Source organism: Lepagella muris, assembly GCF_004793975.1.
Classification (GTDB): Bacteria; Bacteroidota; Bacteroidia; order Bacteroidales; family Muribaculaceae; genus Lepagella; species Lepagella muris.
In genome coordinates this window covers 13,943-34,174 of the sequence record NZ_SRYB01000034.1, presented here as the reverse complement: position 1 = coordinate 34,174, position 20,232 = coordinate 13,943, and the positions used below count along the sequence as shown (strand labels likewise).

Genomic DNA, 20,232 nt, shown 5'->3' with positions numbered 1-20,232 from the left:
TTTTTTAGAGATTACACGGTAGTTTATATTGCAAAATTAACGAATTTTGAATAATTTTGCAATCCAAATAACATCAAGAAAATTTTCTTTAAGATGACATCTAACGAAATCAGAGAATCTTTCAAGACTTTTTTTCGCGAAAGAGGACACCAGATTGTGCCTTCGGCACCTATGGTAATAAAGGATGACCCTACCCTAATGTTTACAAATGCCGGTATGAACCAATTCAAAGACATCATTCTCGGCAACCGTCCGGCAACCCACAAACGCGTCGCCGACAGTCAGAAATGCCTGCGTGTATCCGGCAAACATAACGACCTTGAAGAGGTAGGTCACGACACATACCACCACACTATGTTTGAAATGCTCGGCAACTGGTCGTTTGGTGACTACTTCAAGAAAGAGGCAATCGACTGGGCTTGGGAGTATCTTGTAGACGTACTTAAGCTTGACAAGGACAGATTGTATGCCACCGTGTTCGAAGGATACAAGCCGGAAGGTCTTGAACGCGATAACGAAGCTGCCGGATATTGGGAACAACATCTCCCCGCATCACATATCATAAACGGCAACCGCCATGACAATTTCTGGGAAATGGGTGATACCGGACCTTGCGGACCTTGCAGCGAGATACACATCGACCTGAGATCTGATGAAGAACGTGCTTTGGTCGACGGAGCATCTTTGGTAAACAAAGATAATCCTCAGGTTATCGAGATATGGAACCTCGTGTTCATGCAATATAATAGAAAGGCTGACGGATCTCTTGAGCCACTTCCCGCAAAGGTGATTGATACCGGCATGGGATTCGAACGTCTTTGTATGGCTCTGCAAGGGAAGAAATCAAACTACGACACCGATGTGTTCACCCCTGTCATCTCCGTCATTTCCGACATTACAGGTCTTAAATACGGCGACAACGAGAAAATTGATGTCGCAATGCGTGTGGTTGCCGACCACCTCCGAACTATTGCATTCTCTATCGCCGATTCTCAGCTCCCCTCTAATGCCAAGGCAGGCTACGTAATCCGACGCATTCTTCGACGCGCCGTAAGATATGCATATACTTTCCTCAATAGAAAAGACGCGTTCCTTTATCTGCTCGTAGATAAACTTGTAGAACAGATGGGCGACAGTTATCCCGAACTGAAAGCTCAGTCCGATCTTATAAAGAAAGTGATCAAAGAGGAAGAGGAATCATTCCTTCGCACTCTTGACAATGGCATAAAGCTACTCGACTCTCTTATTGAGAAAGCAAAGGCTGATGGAAAAAATGAAATCTCCGGTAAAGATGCTTTCATCCTTTATGACACTTACGGATTTCCGCTTGACCTCACCGAACTGATTCTTCGCGAGAATGGCATGACCCTCGACCAGAAAGAATTTGATGAGGAGATGGAGAAACAGAAAGCCCGCGCAAGAAATGCCGCTGCTATGGAGACAGGCGACTGGATTGTCGTGAATCCCGGCGAACAGGTATTTGTCGGATATGATGAATCATCTGCACCCACAAAAATCCTGCGTTATCGTAAGGTAAAACAGAAAGGGAAGGAATTTTTCCAGATCATTCTTTCAAAAACACCTTTCTATGCTGAAATGGGCGGACAGGTGGGCGATCGCGGAACACTCACGTCTGCATCCGGCGAGACCATTGAGATTTTCGACACTAAAAAAGAGAATAATATCGGTGTGCATCTCGCTCACAAACTCCCGTCTGACCCGACTGAAGATTTCACTGCAAGTATAAACGAAGCTGCAAGAGCTGCCATCTCTGCCAACCACTCTGCAACCCACCTGCTTCACGAGGCTCTTCGCGAAGTGCTCGGTTCGCATGTGGAACAGAAGGGTTCTTACGTATCTCCTGATTCCTTACGCTTTGACTTCTCCCACTTCCAAAAAGTCTCTCCGGAAGAGATACGCAAGGTTGAGCACATCGTCAATGCCAGAATCAGAAAAGCAATACCTCTTGAGGAAGCAAGAGAGATGCCGATTGAAAAGGCTCGTGAACTTGGTGCCATGGCTCTCTTCGGCGAGAAATATGGCGACAAGGTTCGCGTCGTGAAGTATGGTACATCTGTCGAACTCTGTGGTGGAACACATGTGGCAAACACTGGCAACATAGGTATGGTGCGAATTGTATCCGAAAGTTCAATTGCTGCCGGAATCCGTCGTATCGAGGCTTTGACTGCTGCCGGTGTAGAAGATATGCTTGACAATCTGCAAGACACAATGAACGACGTATCTTCGTTCCTTGGGAATGCAGCAAACGTAAAGGTAGCTGTTGAGAAAGCCATAAAAGAGAATTCCGATCTTAAAAAGCAGGTGGAAGACTTTATGGAAGAGCGCACAAGGCATCTTGCTCTCGAATTGATTTCAAATGCCTCGACAATGAACGGCATAAAAGTATGCTCACTGAAAGGACTTCGTCTTCCCGAAATTGTAAAGAACGTGGCGTTCGCCATTCGCAAAAATTCTCCGGAACACACGATCTTCATCGGAGCTACAATAAACGCTGATAAACCCCTACTCACCCTCATGATCTCTGACGATATCGTTAAAGAGGGTTTCAACGCATCAAACATTGTGCGTGAAGCTGCGAAGCTGATAAAAGGTGGCGGCGGCGGACAGCCATTCTTTGCTCAAGCCGGCGGTAAGGATCTTGATGGTCTCTCTGCTGCATACGATAAGATTATCGCTCTCCTCCACTTGTGAATCTTATAAATTCTGATCTATAAAAATCGGGAGGTTCATTACAGAAACCTCCCGATTTTTTATATTGAAGTTGTTTAAGTTATGAAACGCGTGCATAATCCAAACATCACAAAAAAATCCGCGATTTTATCTATAACCTTCGGAATATTATCCGGCATCTCATTCAATATGGTTGCCGATGACTATGTAGTGGTTGGAAGAAACGCAAAAATATTTGATTCTCCCAATGTCAAAAGCTATGTGACCCTCAATTCAAAGAATCAGGAGGTAACACTCATTCCCGGAATGGCTCTGAAAAAACTTGAATCAAACAACGGATGGCACATGGTGGAATATTCACCGGGTCTGAGAGGATTCCTTTCCGTGCAATCCACTGCCAACGGACTGAAAATACCTGAAAGCGGCTCATATCCCATTAGAAATATTAAGAACAAACAATTAAAGGTATCCTGCAAGGAGAATATCTGGAAAGCCGAGACCGACAACAAGATCTACAAGGGTAAGCTATTCAATAATATCGTGATTTTCTTCAACGATAAAAATCAGCCGGCATATTCCCTCGTTGAATTAGAAGACGGAATCATCGCCATCTCCTACGATAATGCCGTCACTAATTTTTTTTAGACAGTTCAATTCTTTGACTTAGACGGCAGGAAATATTGCCCCTTACTTTGGGTGATTTTCCCATAAGCAACCGCATGACGGGGACAACTGTGATAGCATGCAAGACATGAGCAACAGTTGTCCCCCCATTTTGGACGACCATCCGACATCTGCACATTACCCAGCGGACAACTTTTTGCACATATCCCGCAACTCACACAAGTTTCCATACTATGCCATTTCCCCGGGAATATTCCCCAACGCTTAAACAGAGGATAGACCGTCTTGCTCTTAAGCCATGCCATGCTCCCTCTTACAACGTCAATAGTCTCCCGTTGCTGCATAATGCCCCTGCATATCTCCTTTAGCCTTAAGGGTGCATCTGCAAGTTTCTTATCTGCCAAATCCTTAGAATCAACGTCAAACCCGGGCAACAACACATAATTATTAGGCATTATCACGCTCCATATCGACCTGACCTCAACGTCCCTTCTCCTGAACGCATCCTGCAACATCTCCGGCGACATGGCAACCTCATCCCCACATGTCATGACACACCATATAGGGAGTTGACCTACTTTGACTTCATTCCAAAATGAATCCGGAAGACGATTGATAAAATCCATCACAAGCGGAGGTACCCCCCAAGAATACACCGGAAATACAAAACCGACCGACATTCCATCCGGTGATTCCTCTTCGGCAATCACCTTCGGAATAAACTCAACCCTCTCCAAGAGTTCCTTCGATAAGAAATTGGCTACATATCGCGAATTTCCGGTACCGGAAAAATAATATATCATCGTCCTAAAAATTTAATCAGAATTCAACTTGCCGTGAATATTTTAAATATAAGTTCCTTCAGCAATTCATATTCATTCTGCATGGAACCGATTCCTTTGCTTTGCGCATCATATTCCCGCAATGAATGTATCGCCGCCAATGCCATTCTTGCATTATAATACTGTAGGGCGGTGCGGTATTCCTTCAGTCCATAGCTCGATTTAAGGTCAAGAGCCGCCTGAAGGGAGGCATCCGACTTATCCTTAGTGACTGTCGCTATAAACAGTTTCGAGAAAAATCCAAACAACGTTGCCACTATCATTACCCCGGGATTCTGTTTCGGATTCTTTGAAAAATAATCCACTATCCTTATTGATTTATGATAATCCTTACGCGACAAGGCATTGATCAGCTCAAACGTATTGAAATCCTTTGAGATGCCGATATTTCGTTCTATCAGATCAGGAGTGATACGCTTTACGTCCTTCCCACACGCCAATATAAGTTTATCTATCTCTCCAAAAAGTTTGCTTAACGGATTCCCTATGTAGTCGCATAGCAACGACACAGCCTTATCATCTATACCGAATCCTTTTGATGCACAATAATCCGTAATAGGTCCCGGCAATTGATAGTCTTTCAACTTTTCACTCCTGAACACCACCGCAGAAGAATCCTTCAAGCTCTTCATCAATTGCGACGTTGCAGACAAAGAATCCCCCTTATACACCACCCCCAATACTGTAGTTGCGTTAGGGCGGACTACATACGATGCAAGCTTGTCAAGTTGTGATTTGGCCTTATCCATTGTCTGAGCCTCCTTAAGAAGCACAAGCTGACGCTCCGACATGACAGGATATTGCTGTGCACTCGCTATGATACTGCCGATATCCGCGTCCGCACCATAATACACGATGGAATTGAAATCCCGGTTCTCTTCATCAACTACATTATTTTCCAATGCCCGCGTCAACTCGTCAATATAATATGCCTCCTCTCCCATCAGTAGATAGACAGGCGCAAACTGCCCCTTCTTTATTGAAGTCATCACCTCGCGGAAAGATGGACCTGTAGATTTCTTTGCCATATCGGTATATTAGTTTTAGGAGTCTATTGCTGACTTTGTTTTAATGAAAAAATACTTTCTGAAGCGATACAGGAATATGGCTGTTGCCATCAGACTCGCCAATGCAGCCCATGGAATCTCACCATTCTCCACTATTCCCAATCCATTGACGCCATCTGAGTCTGCACCACCTATGAAATGATTGGAAACAACCACTACCGAGTTGTTCAATGCGTGTGCGAAGATAGGGAGCCACAAGGTTCTTGACCAATTAAAGAGATAGCCAAACATTGCGCCCATAAGCAAACGAGGCACAAAACCAAAAAATTGGAAATGCATTGTCGTAAACACGACCGCGCCTATCCATATAGAGGCTGTATTTCCTATTCTCGAACGGCTCATGATCCCTTGCAGTGCTCCACGAAAAAACATCTCTTCGGAAAATCCTGTGAGCACACCCACTACCCCTACGGTAGCAAGCATACCCCATATCCCTTGATAGTCCAAAGCCACTTTTGTCATGGTGGCAGCCTGATCCTCCATATCCCGAAAACTTTTCTCTATGCCTGAAGCCCATTCCGGGAAGTGGATATTTTCATTCCAATATATCACCTGGTTGAGAGCCGGTAATGCCAGCACAAATAATAATATCACCCCAATGATACCCTTTAGAGATGGTGACGTGCTCAACCCAAGCCAACCACCGGGAGAATCTGAGGAATATCTTGCACACAACCATGCCGGCAGACAGAACACGATTAGACACTGCAATGCTGAGGTCAACATCATATAGGTGTGATTCTGATCCCCTCCACAGGCGGCGGATAGTCCCAATAAGATGCCCCCTAAGACTAAGAAACAGACACTGAACGCACCGAACAATACCATCAGACGCAGCCCGGCATTACCCCTTAGATTTACCTTCCCGTCATTTGCTATCATCAAACTTCTTCCTCCTGAAAATAAAATTCCGTCCAAGATACTTCTCTCTCACCACAGGATTCTCCGCAAGCTGTTCGCTTGTGCCTTGGAACAAGATTTTACCCTCAAACAGAAGATACGCCCTGTCTGTGATACTGAGTGTCTCCGGAGCATTATGGTCGGTGATAAGGATACCGATATTTTTCTCCTTCAACTTGTAGACTATCTCCTGGATATCCTCAACAGCAATAGGGTCAACACCGGCAAACGGCTCATCAAGCATTATAAACTTAGGGTTTATTGCCAGACACCTTGCTATTTCTGTGCGTCGGCGTTCTCCACCCGACAATTGGTCGCCCAGATTTTTTCGGACTTTCCCAAGACGGAACTCTGCGATAAGGCTCTCCAGTTTCTCTTTCTGATACTCCTTTGTCGTAGGGGTCATCTCAAGGACAGCCCGGATATTATCCTCCACACTGAGTTTCCTGAATACGGATGCCTCCTGCGCAAGATAACCGATACCAAGTTGTGCACGCTTATAGACGGGATACCCCGTTATATCAATATTATTAAGGTATATCTTACCCTCATTCGGTGTGATCAGACCCGTGGTCATATAGAACGTCGTGGTCTTGCCTGCCCCGTTGGGACCCAAAAGACCTACGATTTCTCCTTGCCTCACATTGATGGAGACGTGATTTGCTACAGTTCGCTTGCCATATTTCTTGACAAGGTTATCCGTCTGCAATATTCCGGGTTCAGATTCAGTGACCACCATATTCTCCGAAATCTCACCCTCCGGAGTCTCTATCTCATCATCCACTTTCACCACCTGCTCAAGCATATCAGGCTCCGTCGCAGTTTCCAGTTGCTTTGCCTCTGCCTTCTCCTCAGCAGTAAGTGCCGGCGTGGATCTCTTTTTAAAAGGGAATAGCTTCATCAGTAAAAACAGTATTAACGTGCATCGGTAGGAAGAAGAGAACGGATGTAATCCGTAAGCAACTTTATAGCCACATTATTATTCCCCCCTTGCGGCACTATGAGATCGGCATAACGTTTAGAAGGCTCAATATATAGCTCATGCATGGGCTTAAGCATATCCCGATAGCGGTCTATCACCATCTGTGGAGTACGGTTACGCTCCACACAATCGCGGAGTATGACCCTTATCAGACGCTCATCGGCATCCGCATCCACAAATACCTTCACATCCAGCATATCCCGGAGTTCCTTATCTGTAAGAACAAGGATACCCTCGACCACAATCACTTCCCTCGGTTTGACAACCACCGTCTCCTTCATCCTGGAGCAAGTGATGAAATCATACGTGGGCATATCTATGATCTTTCCCGCTTTCAGTTCTCTGAGATGACGGCATAGCAAGCTCCATTCAATCGACGCCGGCTCATCATAATTCATCTTAAGTCTCTCCTCAAGAGGGATATCAGCATTATCCCTATAATAGGAATCCTGAGGAAGCACTGCCACCTCATCCTTAGGAAGAGAATCTATTATTTTCCTTACAACCGTAGTTTTGCCTGAGCCTGTGCCTCCGGCGATACCGATCACCAACATTATGCCTATCGTTTAATTAAATTTTCATATTATCCTCCGGAGAGGTGTGCATCACACACAAAAATACACGTACGTCCGGGAATAGCATCCCGGCAAACGCATCCTTTTCACGCAAAATTACTAAAAAAACATAAACAGACCAAACATTATGCTCCTTTAAGAAGTATATCTTTATGACCGAATAGTTATTCACTTTTTCTTTTGTGAATACCTGTTTGTAATTTTTTATTAATTTTGCAGTAAATATAACGGAATGTGTCTGTCGTCGGCTATCGGCGGGAGAATGATTCCAGACTAAATTTAGACTATGGTAGTTTCTTCAATTGCTTCTTTCGGACGATACTGCATGTTTATGATGCAGGTGTTCCGTACCCCCGACAAATGGAAAGTCTTTTTTCAAAGACTCGTCTCTGAAATCAGTAAACTGGGTGTTGACTCAATCCCATTGGTCATCATCATCTCCCTTTTTATCGGAGCGGTGATTACAATCCAGATGACCATCAACATCGTCTCGCCCCTTATCCCATCCTATTCCACCGGACTCGCCACCCGCGAAATCCTACTGCTGGAATTCTCCTCATCTATGATGTGTCTTATCCTTGCCGGCAAGGTAGGCAGTAACATAGCCTCTGAGATCGGGACGATGAGAGTCACCGAGCAAATTGATGCCATTGATATTATGGGCATAAACTCAGCCAACTTCATCGTGCTGCCGAAAGTAGTTGGATTCGTACTTTTCGTGCCGGTGCTTTGTGTGCTCTCAATGTTCATGGGTCTGGTAGGCGGATGGTTTATTGCCCGCTTCACCACAATGATATCTGTAGAGAATTACGTGTTCGGCATACAATCCTTCTTCAACGAATGGTACGTATGGTATGGCATCATCAAGACCCTTGTCTTCGCCTACATCATCGCAAGCGTGGCAGCATACTATGGCTACTACGTGAAAGGCGGTTCGCTTGAAGTCGGACAGGCAAGTACAAAGGCGGTTGTATCAAGTTCAATCCTCATCCTTCTCGCCGACGTGATCCTCACAAAACTCCTTCTCCAGTAATACCCTCCTCAATGCGTTTATAATATGATTGAAGCTAAAAACATATCAAAATGGTTCGACGGACAGAGAGTGCTGTATGACATCTCCGCCACATTCGACACCGGAAAGACAAACCTCATAATCGGACAGAGTGGTTCCGGAAAAACCGTATTTATGAAATGCCTCATCGGGCTTCTAACGCCGGAAGAGGGCACAATCATGTATGACGGACGAAATTTCCGCGAAATGTCGGTGCAACAGAAGAGAGCTCTGCGTTCTGAGATTGGTGTCCTTTTCCAAGGATCTGCACTCTTTGACAACGAGACTGTGCTCGGCAATGTGATGTTTCCACTGAAGATGTTCAGTCCCCTCTCTCATGCCGAACAACTCGAAAGGGCTCACTTCTGCATACAACGCGTGGGGCTCACAAATGCCGATGAGAAATATCCCTCCGAGATATCGGGCGGTATGCAAAAACGTGTGGCTATTGCCCGCGCCATCGCATTAAACCCCAAATATCTTTTCTGCGACGAACCGAACTCCGGACTTGACCCAAGAACGTCAATCCTCATCGACGAACTTCTGAGCGACATCACCCATGAATATGGAATCACCACGATCATCAACACCCACGACATGAACTCCGTGCTGGGTATCGGTGAGAAAATCGTGTTCATAAATAAAGGACATTGCGACTGGATCGGCAACGACAAGACTATCTTCCGCAGCACAAGCCAGTCGCTGAATGACTTTGTATTCGCATCACAACTTTTCCAAGAGGTAAAGAAATTCTTAGAGAGAGAGTATGAGGCGAATAAAAATGTCTGAGAACTGAGTCTTTACCAGCTCAATATCTATATCCCTGCCGATTTCTCGCGCCATGGAGGTAACTCCCCGGTCGACAAATCCGCAGGGATTTATTATTGAGAAACCATCAAGCGATGTGTTGACATTAAGGGCAAGACCATGCATCGTGCAGAAACGTGAGCATTTCACTCCAAGTGCACAGATCTTTCGTTCATCAGATGTGCCGGCGCCTATCCACACCCCGGATGCACCATCTACACGTTCACCCCTTATGCCATAAAGGGCAATCGTCTGTATGACCGCCTCCTCAATCAACCCGACATAATCCTTCACTCCAAGATGATGACGTTCGAGATCAAGTATCGGATACGCCACAAGTTGTCCCGGTCCATGATACGTCACATCCCCGCCACGTTCCACATGATAACAATCCACACCACGAGCTGCCAACATGCTCTCCGAGACCAAGACGTTGCTCTCCTTCGCATGTTTCCCTAAAGTGACTACCGGTGTATGCTCCACCAGCAGGAGATATTCTCGCGATGGCACTCCGCCACGCTTCTTAATCAATACCATTTCATCAAAAAGGGTATGTTGTAACCTCCATGCTTCACCGTATGCCATTACGCCAAGATTCCTGACCTCAATGGCAGGCTTGATATTATCCATTGAATATTATCGTGAATATTTAATTCCCCGGATTATTTCACATGCTTCTCTGCATGATAACTTGACCGCACCATCGGACTGCTCTCTATATGACGGAACCCCTTTCGCTTGCCTATATCACCATACTCCGCAAACACGGATGGATGAACATATTCCTGAAGAGGATAATTACTCTTAGCGGGCTGTAGATACTGACCGATGGTCATAACCTCACACCCTACCGACAGAAGATCATCCATAGTCTCCAATATCTCTTCGCGAGTCTCGCCAAGACCAAGCATTATACCCGACTTCGAACGTATCCCGCTCTTGGCAATATGCCCTATCACCTTCAGAGACGTGTCGTATGTAGCAAACGTCCTGACCTCCGGAGTGAGACGTCTGACGGTCTCCACATTATGGGAAATCACATCCGGATGTTCGGCTATCACAAGATCCACCAGATCCAGTCGTCCTTGAAAATCCGGAATAAGAACCTCCATCGTGATTCCGGGGCAATTCTCCTTCAGACTCCTGATCATATCCGCCCAATGATGCGCTCCAAGATCCGGAAGGTCATCGCGATCTACCGACGTGATCACCACATGACGCAGATTAAGCTCCTTTATGGAAGACACAATATCATCAATCTCCTTCCTGTCTATCGGCAACGGCTTGCCGTGAGTGACATTGCAGAACCTACAGTTGCGGGTGCATATATTACCACCGATCATAAACGTGGCTGTGCCGTTTCCCCAGCATTCCGCCCGGTTCGGACACATCCCGCTGCTGCATATCGTGTGGAGATGCTTCTCATTCAAAAGCCCTATCACCTGACTTGTCTTGAAGCCTCTCGGCAGTTTTATTTTAAGCCATTCCGGTTTCCTTCGGTAATCCACCTTGCCATTAGACGAAGTGCCATTCTCATCGGTTGTCATATCTGTTGTTTTCATTTATTTAGATTTAAGAGTTCGCTTTACAAAATTTGAATTATTCAATAAGTACCTGCGAATAATAAATGTGCATATATAGGGATAAGATTTTATGCCGTTCTGCACTCTTGAAGTTGGAGTGTAACCAGTACTACTCGACTGATGAGAGAGTATGACATAGTTTGAAAGATATTCATAGATTTGTTTATTTATTATTCATAGGTAATCATTCATAATGAAGTTGTCTAAACTTCATTACAAAATTAGCGAAAAACCTTATCATGTACAAATATTAATCCGTAGTTGTCACCCATACCAACCCAACAATGAATCTACAAAACACACCTTATTCAACCTTCTTTTACCTAGTCAATGAGAAAAAAATGATTATTTATAACAATTATACTAAATATATTATTGTCATTTAACAACCTTTTTTGTAATTTTGCGAAAGTTAAAAACGGATGCCGGCAAATCCGGATTACGTATAGAATATCATGGGAACGATAATCTAAATTAAGATAATCTAAAATTATGGAACTTATCAAAAATCACATATCTACATTTTTATGAAAAAGTATTATCTTACACTTGGGCTTATACTGTGGGCTATCGTGGCTTATGCTGCCGACGGCATCAGTTGGTCATTCCGACTGATCGGTGACAACACCGGGAATCCCGCAATTGAAGCCACTGCTGATGTCGATCCGGGCTATCATCTTTTCTCCGTTGACAATCCGGAAGGTGGCTCAGCCCCACTTGAATTTTTCTTCGAAGTGAAAGGTTGTCAGCTTGATGGGAAACCGGTAGCTAACAAGCCTTATACAAAAGTCTTCGACGAAATCTTTGAGGTTGACCAGCATTTCTACACCGGTAAGGTGACGTTCACCCAAAAACTGAAGCCTACGGAGAAAAATTTCTCCGTCAGCATGGAAATTAAAGGACAGATCTGTAACGACACAGGATGTATCCCCGTATTCGCATCCCATTCCTTCTCCGGTACTGCCCCGGTAGCTGAAAAAGCTGCTGCTCCGGAGCCTGAGACTCCGCTTGCTCCGACAGCCGAGAAGAACGACGCTAAGGAAGAAACCGTAGCCTCGGCAACAATGACAGATTCAATCACAGGCTCTCTATCAGCGGCAACCGCTACGCCTGACAATATCGGTAGTGATAATCTCGCCAAGGAATGGTGGAGCAATGTGGAGAAGGAACTTAACGCATTCTCCGACGAACCGGCTAAGCAAGGTCAATCTCTCCTCTATATATTCCTTGCAGGCTTTATCGGTGGTCTTATCGCCCTGGTCACTCCTTGCGTATGGCCTATGATCCCGATGACTGTAAGCTTCTTCCTAAAGCAAAATAAGTCGCGCAAGAAATCCGTGATGACAGCATCCATATATGGTCTCTCGATCATCGTCATCTATGTGGGACTCGGACTTATTGTCACAGCCCTATTCGGAGCATCGGCATTGAATGAACTTGCCACAAGCGCAGGTTTCAACATTGCATTCTTCCTCCTCTTGGTGATCTTCGCAATATCATTCATGGGTGGTTTCGAATTGACACTCCCCGCCTCTTGGACCAACAAGATGGACTCTAAAGTGGATTCCACCACAGGCTACCTCAGCATCTTCTTCATGGCATTTACCCTTGTGCTCGTGTCATTCTCCTGCACAGGTCCGATCATCGGCACACTCCTCGTGGAGGCTGCCGCCACATCCAATTTCATCTCCCCCGCTGTCGGAATGTTCGGTTTTGCGTTGGCACTCGCCCTACCGTTCTCTCTCTTCGCAATGTTCCCGACCATGCTTAAATCAATGCCTAAGAGCGGAGGCTGGATGAACACCGTGAAAGTGGTGCTCGGATTCCTCGAACTCGCACTTGCACTGAAGTTCCTCTCCGTGGCAGACCTCGCCTACGGTTGGAGAATACTCGACCGCGAAGTCTTCATATCTCTCTGGATCGTGATATTTGCCCTCCTCGGTCTATATCTTCTCGGCAAACTCACATTCCCACACGATGATGAAGTGGAGAAAGTGAGCGTCACTCGATTCATGCTTGCATGCATCTCCCTCGCATTTGCAGTCTACATGCTACCCGGTCTCTGGGGTGCACCTCTAAAGAGCATCAGCGCATTCTCACCGCCGCTCTATACTCAGGACTTCTCTCTCTATGAAGGCGAAGTGGCTGCTCAGGTAGATGATTTCGAAGAAGGCATGAAGCTCGCCAAGCAACTCAACAAACCTGTCCTGCTCGACTTCTCCGGATACGGATGCGTCAACTGCCGCAAGATGGAGGCTGCCGTATGGACCGACCCAGATGTAAAGAACTCAATCGACAATGATTTCGTGCTCGTCACTCTGATGGTCGATGAGAAACGCGCACTTCCGGAACCGATAAAAGTGACCGAGAAGGATGGCACTGTCAGGACCCTCCGCACCTACGGCGACAAATGGAGCTATCTCCAGAGGTCTAAATTCGGTGCCAACGCACAGCCGTTCCACGTGATTGTAGACAACGATGCCAAGCCCCTCGCTCCGGCATTTGTATATAAGGAAGACATTCCCGCTTATAAGAATTTCCTGAATACCGGCATCGACAGATACAAGAAGGGGAATTGATAACCACCATTTGAAGTGACCGCTTCCAACATTAAATAGAAGAACCGACTTCATCACAATCGTATTTTAACGAATTTTATAATAACGAAAGCCTTCCGCGCATGCAATTATGCACGGAAGGCTTTCGTTTATTTATTATGAAAAAATTATCCATGAAAGAATTATCTAAGATATCATCTCTCGCTATCGCTGCTCTTCTACTCACCGTAGGAACCGCACACGCAACATCTCCGGAATATCTCGCTCTCGTAGATTCTGCCGACAATTTTATCCGGCATCAACGCTGGATGGAGGCAGAAAGCACAATCATATCCGCGTTGCGTCTTGAGCCGGCAAACTACACCAATTCCATGCTCTTCTCAAATCTCGGAGTGGTGCGTACCGAACAAGGGAAATACAAGGATGCTGTTGAAGCTTTTAATCTCGGACTCTCAATCGCGCCCGAATCAAAAAGCATTCTCAACAATAGGGCACGCACATTTATGCTGATGAACGACTACGACGGTGCGCTTACCGACATAGACGAGAGCCTACGTCTCGATTCAATTCAGGAATGGCCTCTACAGATGCGCGGTCTTATAAGGATTAGCCGCAACGATACTATTGGCGCGAAACACGACCTCCTACTCCTCGCAAAAAATTTCTACAAAAACGACAAAGCATTTTCCGGATTAGCAAGAGTAGCGGAAATGGAAGGCAACAACGAGGATGCAATAAAATATTATGATGAGGCTATCACCATAAACGATGATCCCGACATCCGATCCGCACGCATACTTCTAAAGATAAAGATGGAGAAATATTCAGAGGCTTCAAAAGACATACGCGAGAGCCTTGAAAAACATCCGCAATACCCTCTCTTCTTCGTATGGAGAGGTTATCTGCATCGCCTAAACTACAGATATGAGGAAGCGGATGCCGACAAAAAGTCAGCCATCAGCAAAGGGGTTGACCCTCAATTTGTTGAGCAGTTCATTCCCAAAACATCAAAATAAACTGACTCTCATCCTTTTTAGAATCACGTCCAACAATCATGATTCATAAAAAATCAGGTGACAAATACCCCTACGTTACAAAAAAATTATTAACTTTGCACTCGTAAACGTAAAACCTCTTTTCTTTAGAAATCATGAATCCCTTTTTTCAACATATCGAATTTCTTCTATTGCGCCACGATTGCGTGGTTATTCCCGGATTAGGTGCCTTTATCGTAAACATGGTGCCCGCTCACATCGATTATGAAAAAAGGGTGGTCACTCCCCCATCTCGTTCACTGATGTTCAATCAGGCTGTCGCCCTTGACGACGGTCTACTTGCCAACTCCATAGCAAGAAAAAACAGCATATCCTTCGAAGATGCCCGTCAAATTGTGGTGCGCCACGTGGCTCTTTTCAAAGAGGAGCTTGAGAAATCCGGGAAAGCCTCGGTAGGCAATCTGGGCACACTCTCTATGGGCGAAGAGGGCAATATCATATTCTCACCGGCAGAATCCAACTTCTTCTCCCCCTTTGCCATCGGATACGCCTCAATCCCACTCCAATTCCATTCCGATTCAACCGACCCTCAACAGGAGAGCGAGAATACCCAATCATCCGACAGACGTTTCAATCTTAGGATAACCCCCACATTTACAAAAATAGCAGTGATGGTGGCAGTGATTCTGACTGTCGTGATAACCGTAATACTGAACCCACTCCCCTCCGACAATCGGGAGCAACGAGCTTCAGTCGTGCCTGTGGAATCAATACTGAAATCCACGCCTGCCACACCCGCAATTGAAAAAAGCATACACGTGACGGATTCCATACCGGCTCCTGCAATAAAGGAAGAGTCTGAACCTGCTATTCCCAACCACTACATAATAGTGGCTACATTCCGTTCAGCAAAGGAAGCAGAAGAGTATGCCACAAAAAATTCCACTTCCGAATTTCAACTCTCCGCCATACCATCACGCAAAGTTACAAGAGTGGCAGTAGCCGCCTCCGACAACAAAGCAGAACTGCAAAAAGAACTAAACTCCCGGACCATATCATCAAAATTTCCAAAAGCATGGATCTGGAGCCGCAATTAAAAAGAAAAAATGAATCATACCATAAAAAGTCGGAGCATCAAATTGACGCTCCGACTTTTTTCATCACACATCAAAAACGGCTCATAAAACACGACTCCATTATCATCCAGAAATAGGGGTACCGATTCCATATAAATACTCAGGAGCAAAGTCAGCTTCATTCGGCCATTCTATAGTATTGAATCGTATTGCAAATTTCTTAAAAAAATCCAAGTCTTTTAATGGCTGGAATACAGGTCCATTAAGAGAATCCTTGAGATCCACCATTCGCATCTCGCCATTGTTAAACCACAATTTGATACGATACTCGTTGACATATTGAGCTTTTATAACTTCAAGAAACATATTGCCTTTATTTAAGTGGTTCAATCTTATTCGGATGTTCTCCATTTATTGCCTTATTCCATGCCTCCAAGAGTTCCTCTTTATGCATATCCATCCATTCAAATATCATTTTGAGTGCACGAGCAGGCATTTCCCCCCTAACTATTCCATCCTTTATATTTACAATACATTTATGATCTCCATACCAAGCATGAAAATGTGGTGGCATGTGGTCCGAAAAATTTAGGAATATTATTATTCCATAGAATGAACTTATCTGAGGCATAGATTTCTTATTTTTGTCATATATCAATATTCTTCATCGGAATGTAAATCCGACATTACAAATTTATAAAATATTTCACAAATAGCCAACAACTTATATGTAAAATCAAACACATAATGCACGTCATGCCATTACATCATGCACAACAAATTATATTGTGCATGATGTAACAGCATATTATACATAATGTAACATCCTATTGTGCATGATGTAGCGCCATATTGTGCATGATGTCACTCCTTGATGTGCATGATGTCACCAACTTATTGTGCATGATGTCATTCCAAACGCATCAGCCACCGCCTTATACGTGATCTTCCCATCCACTATATTCACACCCTCGGCAAGACCAGGATCACGCCGGCATGCCTCCTTCCAACCCAAATCGGCAAGACGCAACGCATACGGAAGCGTCGCATTTGTCAATGCCTGCGTCGAAGTAAACGGCACCGCTCCCGGAATATTGGCTACAGCATAATGCACAATACCATCCACCACGTATGTTGGCGCAGAATGAGTAGTAGGATGCGTAGTCTCAAAACATCCACCCTGATCAACAGCAACATCCACCATGACAGTCCCCGCACGCATAAGACCCAACATATCCTTTGTCACAAGATGCGGAGCCTTCGCGCCCGGAATAAGTACCGAACCGATTACCAAATCCGTGTGTGGAAGCTCCAACTCTATATTATGACGCGATGAATAAAGTGTCTTCACATTCTTCGGCATGACCTCTGCACAATGACGCAACGTATCAAGATTAACATCGGTCAAAGTCACGTCAGCACCAAGACCGGCAGCCATCAACGCAGCATTACGCCCCACAACACCGGCACCAAGAATCAGCACCTTCGCAGGACGTACCCCCGGCACACCCCCTAACAAGATACCTCTTCCACCCTGTGGCTTCTCAAGGAATCTGGCACCCTCCTGCACCGACATACGACCAGCCACCTCACTCATCGGGATAAGCAACGGCAATTTCCCCGCCTTATCCGTAACTGTCTCGTAGGCGATACACACCGATCCACTCTCAAGCATAGCCTCCGTAAGCTCATACTCACTCGCAAAATGGAAATACGTAAACACCACCTGTCCTTTCCTCACAAGACCATACTCCTCACGGATAGGCTCCTTCACCTTTATGATCATATCGGAAACGGCATACACATCCTCAATCTTATCAAGAATGACTGCCCCCGCCGACTTATATTCCTCATCCGAGAATCCGCTACCTTCGCCGGCTGTGTGCTGCACATACACTTCATGACCGTGACGTATAAATTCCTTTACCCCTGCCGGAGTCGCGCCTACACGGTTCTCACTGTTCTTAATCTCTTTGGGAATTCCGATTTTCATAACATACAGTGTTTATTGTGAATAAATACATAGAAAGAACTGACACCCTCAATATTTATGCGACACTATCACATGCCTAAGTCTTACCCTGTAAACCACATGCAAGACACATTAAATATCTTCGGAATAATCGCCCCAAATATACAAAAATTATTTGCGATTTATCACAAAATAACACATGTTATAAAACATCCGCAAACAACATATCTGCACAACACAACATGCCCGCACGCCGTGCCACACAACATAACCTCACAGCACGTTCCGACCCCTGTCAAGAAAGTTTGAACACGATACGCTGCACGCCATCCTGCCAACGTGTGCTCGATATACGGAACACACCTATCTCCGAAGTACTCCTCACATGCAGACCCGCACAAAGGCACTCATCATAATCACCGATACGTACCACCCTCACAAACTCCGATGCATTCTCCGGCAAACGGCTCATATCAAACCTCGACCCAACCTCATCAAGACGGACAAATTCCTCCGTCACCTCCACATCCTCTCGGATCACACCATTCATATAATCCTCAATACCCTTAATCTCCTCAGCCGACAAAGGTTTATCCAGACGATAATCAAGCTTCGTCTTCTTGCGCTCCACATGTCCGCTAAACGCCCGACCGCACCCATATTTCCGGACCATCATCCCATTAAGCAAATGCTCCGCACTATGCATCGGAGGATACTCCTCCTTATTATGCGCATTCAGCACCACTCTCTCATTCAATTCCGTTTTCTCTTCCATACTCAAAAAATTAAAATCAAAAAAATACTCCCAACCCATCCGATCACCATACAATCCATTCATCTAAACCCATCCATCCAAACTATATCAGAATGAAGCCGCCGCATATTCTTTGGCAAGAGAATGTATCCCATCAAGTATTACCCTCTCCCTCTCTTTTGATGGTTTCTTAAAACCATTTATATAATTACGCAACAATGATGCATCAATACCAATCTTTCGAGCAAATTCCGAAATCTTAATCTCCTTATGCATCAAAAAGAATCTCTGAAAAGAGGTAGGTTCCGCATCTTCATAGAAAAAACTCTCAAAACTCACATCCACATCCAGATTTCTCCAATGAAACCCGTCAAGACCAACAGTGTAATCATTACGCTGCTCACTTGTTGCATCCATCAATTCCGGATACCAAAGAAGAGACTGACTCCATTCCTTCCCATTCTCATCAATACCATAGATATGGCTCTTGTCAAAATAAATATTCTTAATATCCATAATTCAATCCTCATTCCCACTCTAAAAGGATTCTGGCATAATCTTAAATTTTAATCACGCAAAAATAGGTATTATTTTTAATACCCACAACATTAACAAAATTCATTCGACAAAATATAGGAATTTTTGAGAAAACTAACATCTTGAATATCCGATTGCGTCCACACTGCGTTTGCAATTCAACTGGACTCAATATAAACTTCTTATATCCATGATATAGACTCCATCATAATTGAAAAGACAGATAAAATTTACAAAAGTATAGTATTTTAACCCTTCGGAATAAATTTAGACAACTTCGATAGCCACAATTCATTAAGTTCTCAAAATTTCTTATTACCTTTGTAACTAAGAATAGCCATCTTAATTCTTAATATTCCAACGATGACACAAGCAGAATATAATTCATATCGGTTTGACAGTCAGAATGACCCATCTGATGAACAGTTAGGACAACTCATGGAAAATGCCGCAAAGAAAGTACGTGAAACAAATCGTGAGTCAGATGTAAAATTTTATCAGGAGCTTAGACGCGCAAGCGACGAAGCAAAAAGCCGCACCTCTAAATCTAAGAATCCATGAGAAAAAAGGTCATGCACAAAATATATTGCCGAAAACATGAAATTAGAATTTCCACATATAGATTCAGCATATAGATTCAAAAGATTAGAAAGATTTTTATTCAAATGATATAATCTTTAAAATTCTTTTAAATCTATATGTATAAAATTCAGCACATAGATTCGAACGATTTTATTCAAAAACAATAATCTTTAAAATCTTTTAAATCTATATGCAAAATTACGATTTAGGATACAATAAGGAATTTCTATCTTTTTCAAAAAAGTGAGACAGTGTCTCACTTTTTTGACATGGAGCCATTATTTTGAACTTCTGAAGTGCGAGGATGAGATGGAATATGCTCTTGAAGGTATCACTTGCCAACTCTTTGTTGCCAGTTATTAGCTATATTTGCCAAGGCAAAAAGAGTTGTAAGAGCAGTTGGACAAAGTTCTAATAAAAACAAGCGAACAGAATATTTAAAAATGTATATTATGGCAATACCGATAAATGTTGAAGACCTACTGATGCAGAGGAAGGAGGAATCTAACCGGATTGAATTTAAGAAGGGTTGGAATCTGGATAAGATATATCGATCAATTTGTGCGTTTGCCAACAATTTTGACAATATCGGTGGCGGCTATATCCTTGTCGGTGTTGAGCCGCAGTATTATAATT

The 20,232-nt window shown here is 44.3% G+C and carries 20 protein-coding genes and 1 pseudogene; 9 read left to right on the top strand and 12 right to left on the bottom strand.

What is annotated here, in order from left to right; all coding sequences use genetic code 11:
* The first annotated feature begins 93 nt into the window (after positions 1-93).
* Both alaS and E5331_RS17015 read left to right on the top strand, forming a co-directional pair.
* Complete coding sequence (alaS, locus tag E5331_RS17020; RefSeq protein ID WP_123481302.1) at positions 94-2,712, top strand: alanine--tRNA ligase; 2,619 nt, start codon at positions 94-96, stop codon at positions 2,710-2,712.
* An 81-nt stretch (positions 2,713-2,793) separates the two neighbouring features.
* Positions 2,794-3,336, top strand: a complete 543-nt coding sequence (locus E5331_RS17015; RefSeq protein WP_123481301.1) for a hypothetical protein — start codon at positions 2,794-2,796, stop codon at positions 3,334-3,336.
* A 5-nt stretch (positions 3,337-3,341) separates the two neighbouring features.
* Here E5331_RS17015 and E5331_RS17010 read toward each other — a convergent pair whose 3' ends face one another.
* The 5 genes from E5331_RS17010 to udk all read right to left on the bottom strand — a co-directional run bounded on the left by E5331_RS17010 (position 3,342) and on the right by udk (position 7,660).
* Entirely contained in the window at positions 3,342-4,118 is a 777-nt protein-coding gene (locus tag E5331_RS17010) for an EFR1 family ferrodoxin (RefSeq protein ID WP_123481300.1), read from the bottom strand.
* Between the two features lie 23 nt (positions 4,119-4,141).
* On the bottom strand, positions 4,142-5,185 hold the full coding sequence (gene holA, locus E5331_RS17005) for a DNA polymerase III subunit delta (RefSeq protein WP_123481299.1): 1,044 nt from the start codon (positions 5,183-5,185) through the stop codon (positions 4,142-4,144).
* A gap of 15 nt (positions 5,186-5,200) precedes the next feature.
* Positions 5,201-6,106: a CPBP family intramembrane glutamic endopeptidase gene (locus E5331_RS17000; protein ID WP_123481298.1), complete on the bottom strand. Its 906-nt coding sequence runs from the start codon at positions 6,104-6,106 to the stop codon at positions 5,201-5,203.
* Positions 6,093-6,863 (bottom strand): LPS export ABC transporter ATP-binding protein, encoded by a 771-nt coding sequence (gene lptB / locus E5331_RS16995; protein WP_123481470.1) that lies wholly within the window; start codon positions 6,861-6,863, stop codon positions 6,093-6,095. The genes E5331_RS17000 and lptB overlap by 14 nt, the downstream gene beginning before the upstream one ends.
* Before the next feature lie 176 nt (positions 6,864-7,039).
* Positions 7,040-7,660, bottom strand: a complete 621-nt coding sequence (gene udk / locus E5331_RS16990) for a uridine kinase (protein ID WP_123481297.1) — start codon at positions 7,658-7,660, stop codon at positions 7,040-7,042.
* Positions 7,661-7,967: 307 nt separating this feature from the next.
* Here udk and E5331_RS16985 point away from each other — a divergent pair, with 307 nt between their 5' ends.
* Positions 7,968-8,714, top strand: a complete 747-nt coding sequence (locus E5331_RS16985) for an MlaE family ABC transporter permease (RefSeq protein WP_420813840.1) — start codon at positions 7,968-7,970, stop codon at positions 8,712-8,714.
* 24 nt (positions 8,715-8,738) lie between these two features.
* On the top strand, positions 8,739-9,521 hold the full coding sequence (locus E5331_RS16980; RefSeq protein WP_135985144.1) for an ABC transporter ATP-binding protein: 783 nt from the start codon (positions 8,739-8,741) through the stop codon (positions 9,519-9,521).
* Here the strand turns inward: E5331_RS16980 and lipB are convergent.
* Both lipB and lipA read right to left on the bottom strand, forming a co-directional pair.
* On the bottom strand, positions 9,486-10,169 hold the full coding sequence (lipB, locus tag E5331_RS16975; protein WP_123481294.1) for a lipoyl(octanoyl) transferase LipB: 684 nt from the start codon (positions 10,167-10,169) through the stop codon (positions 9,486-9,488). The two genes, E5331_RS16980 and lipB, sit on opposite strands and share 36 nt — an antisense overlap.
* A 32-nt stretch (positions 10,170-10,201) precedes the next feature.
* Positions 10,202-11,101, bottom strand: a complete 900-nt coding sequence (gene lipA / locus E5331_RS16970; RefSeq protein WP_168355282.1) for a lipoyl synthase — start codon at positions 11,099-11,101, stop codon at positions 10,202-10,204.
* A 548-nt stretch (positions 11,102-11,649) separates the two neighbouring features.
* Here lipA and E5331_RS16965 point away from each other — a divergent pair.
* From E5331_RS16965 to E5331_RS16955, 3 genes are all read left to right on the top strand, one after another.
* Positions 11,650-13,701 (top strand): protein-disulfide reductase DsbD family protein, encoded by a 2,052-nt coding sequence (locus E5331_RS16965; protein ID WP_123481293.1) that lies wholly within the window; start codon positions 11,650-11,652, stop codon positions 13,699-13,701.
* Positions 13,702-13,853: 152 nt separating this feature from the next.
* Positions 13,854-14,696: a tetratricopeptide repeat protein gene (locus tag E5331_RS16960; RefSeq protein ID WP_168355281.1), complete on the top strand. Its 843-nt coding sequence runs from the start codon at positions 13,854-13,856 to the stop codon at positions 14,694-14,696.
* 134 nt (positions 14,697-14,830) lie between these two features.
* Positions 14,831-15,772 (top strand): HU domain-containing protein, encoded by a 942-nt coding sequence (locus E5331_RS16955; RefSeq protein WP_135985142.1) that lies wholly within the window; start codon positions 14,831-14,833, stop codon positions 15,770-15,772.
* Between the two features lie 102 nt (positions 15,773-15,874).
* Here E5331_RS16955 and E5331_RS16950 read toward each other — a convergent pair whose 3' ends face one another.
* The 5 genes from E5331_RS16950 to E5331_RS16930 all read right to left on the bottom strand — a co-directional run bounded on the left by E5331_RS16950 (position 15,875) and on the right by E5331_RS16930 (position 18,993).
* Complete coding sequence (locus E5331_RS16950; RefSeq protein ID WP_123481290.1) at positions 15,875-16,117, bottom strand: DUF2442 domain-containing protein; 243 nt, start codon at positions 16,115-16,117, stop codon at positions 15,875-15,877.
* A 7-nt stretch (positions 16,118-16,124) separates the two neighbouring features.
* Positions 16,125-16,382, bottom strand: coding sequence for a DUF4160 domain-containing protein (locus E5331_RS16945; RefSeq protein ID WP_123481289.1), 258 nt, complete (start codon positions 16,380-16,382; stop codon positions 16,125-16,127).
* A gap of 255 nt (positions 16,383-16,637) precedes the next feature.
* Positions 16,638-17,744: an alanine dehydrogenase gene (gene ald / locus E5331_RS16940; RefSeq protein ID WP_123481288.1), complete on the bottom strand. Its 1,107-nt coding sequence runs from the start codon at positions 17,742-17,744 to the stop codon at positions 16,638-16,640.
* A gap of 274 nt (positions 17,745-18,018) precedes the next feature.
* The gene (locus tag E5331_RS16935; RefSeq protein ID WP_123481468.1) at positions 18,019-18,480 is read right to left on the bottom strand and encodes an alanyl-tRNA editing protein; all 462 of its coding nucleotides are present in this window, start codon (positions 18,478-18,480) and stop codon (positions 18,019-18,021) included.
* 105 nt (positions 18,481-18,585) lie between these two features.
* A complete protein-coding gene (locus E5331_RS16930) occupies positions 18,586-18,993 on the bottom strand; it encodes a DUF2442 domain-containing protein (protein WP_123481287.1) in 408 nt (135 codons plus the stop codon).
* A 384-nt stretch (positions 18,994-19,377) separates the two neighbouring features.
* Between E5331_RS16930 and E5331_RS16925 the strand changes: the two genes are divergently transcribed.
* Positions 19,378-19,575, top strand: coding sequence for a hypothetical protein (locus E5331_RS16925; protein WP_135985809.1), 198 nt, complete (start codon positions 19,378-19,380; stop codon positions 19,573-19,575).
* A gap of 473 nt (positions 19,576-20,048) precedes the next feature.
* Positions 20,049-20,222 (top strand): annotated as a pseudogene (locus E5331_RS16915) (AlbA family DNA-binding domain-containing protein); the annotation flags it as partial.
* Between the last annotated feature and the right edge of the window lie 10 nt (positions 20,223-20,232).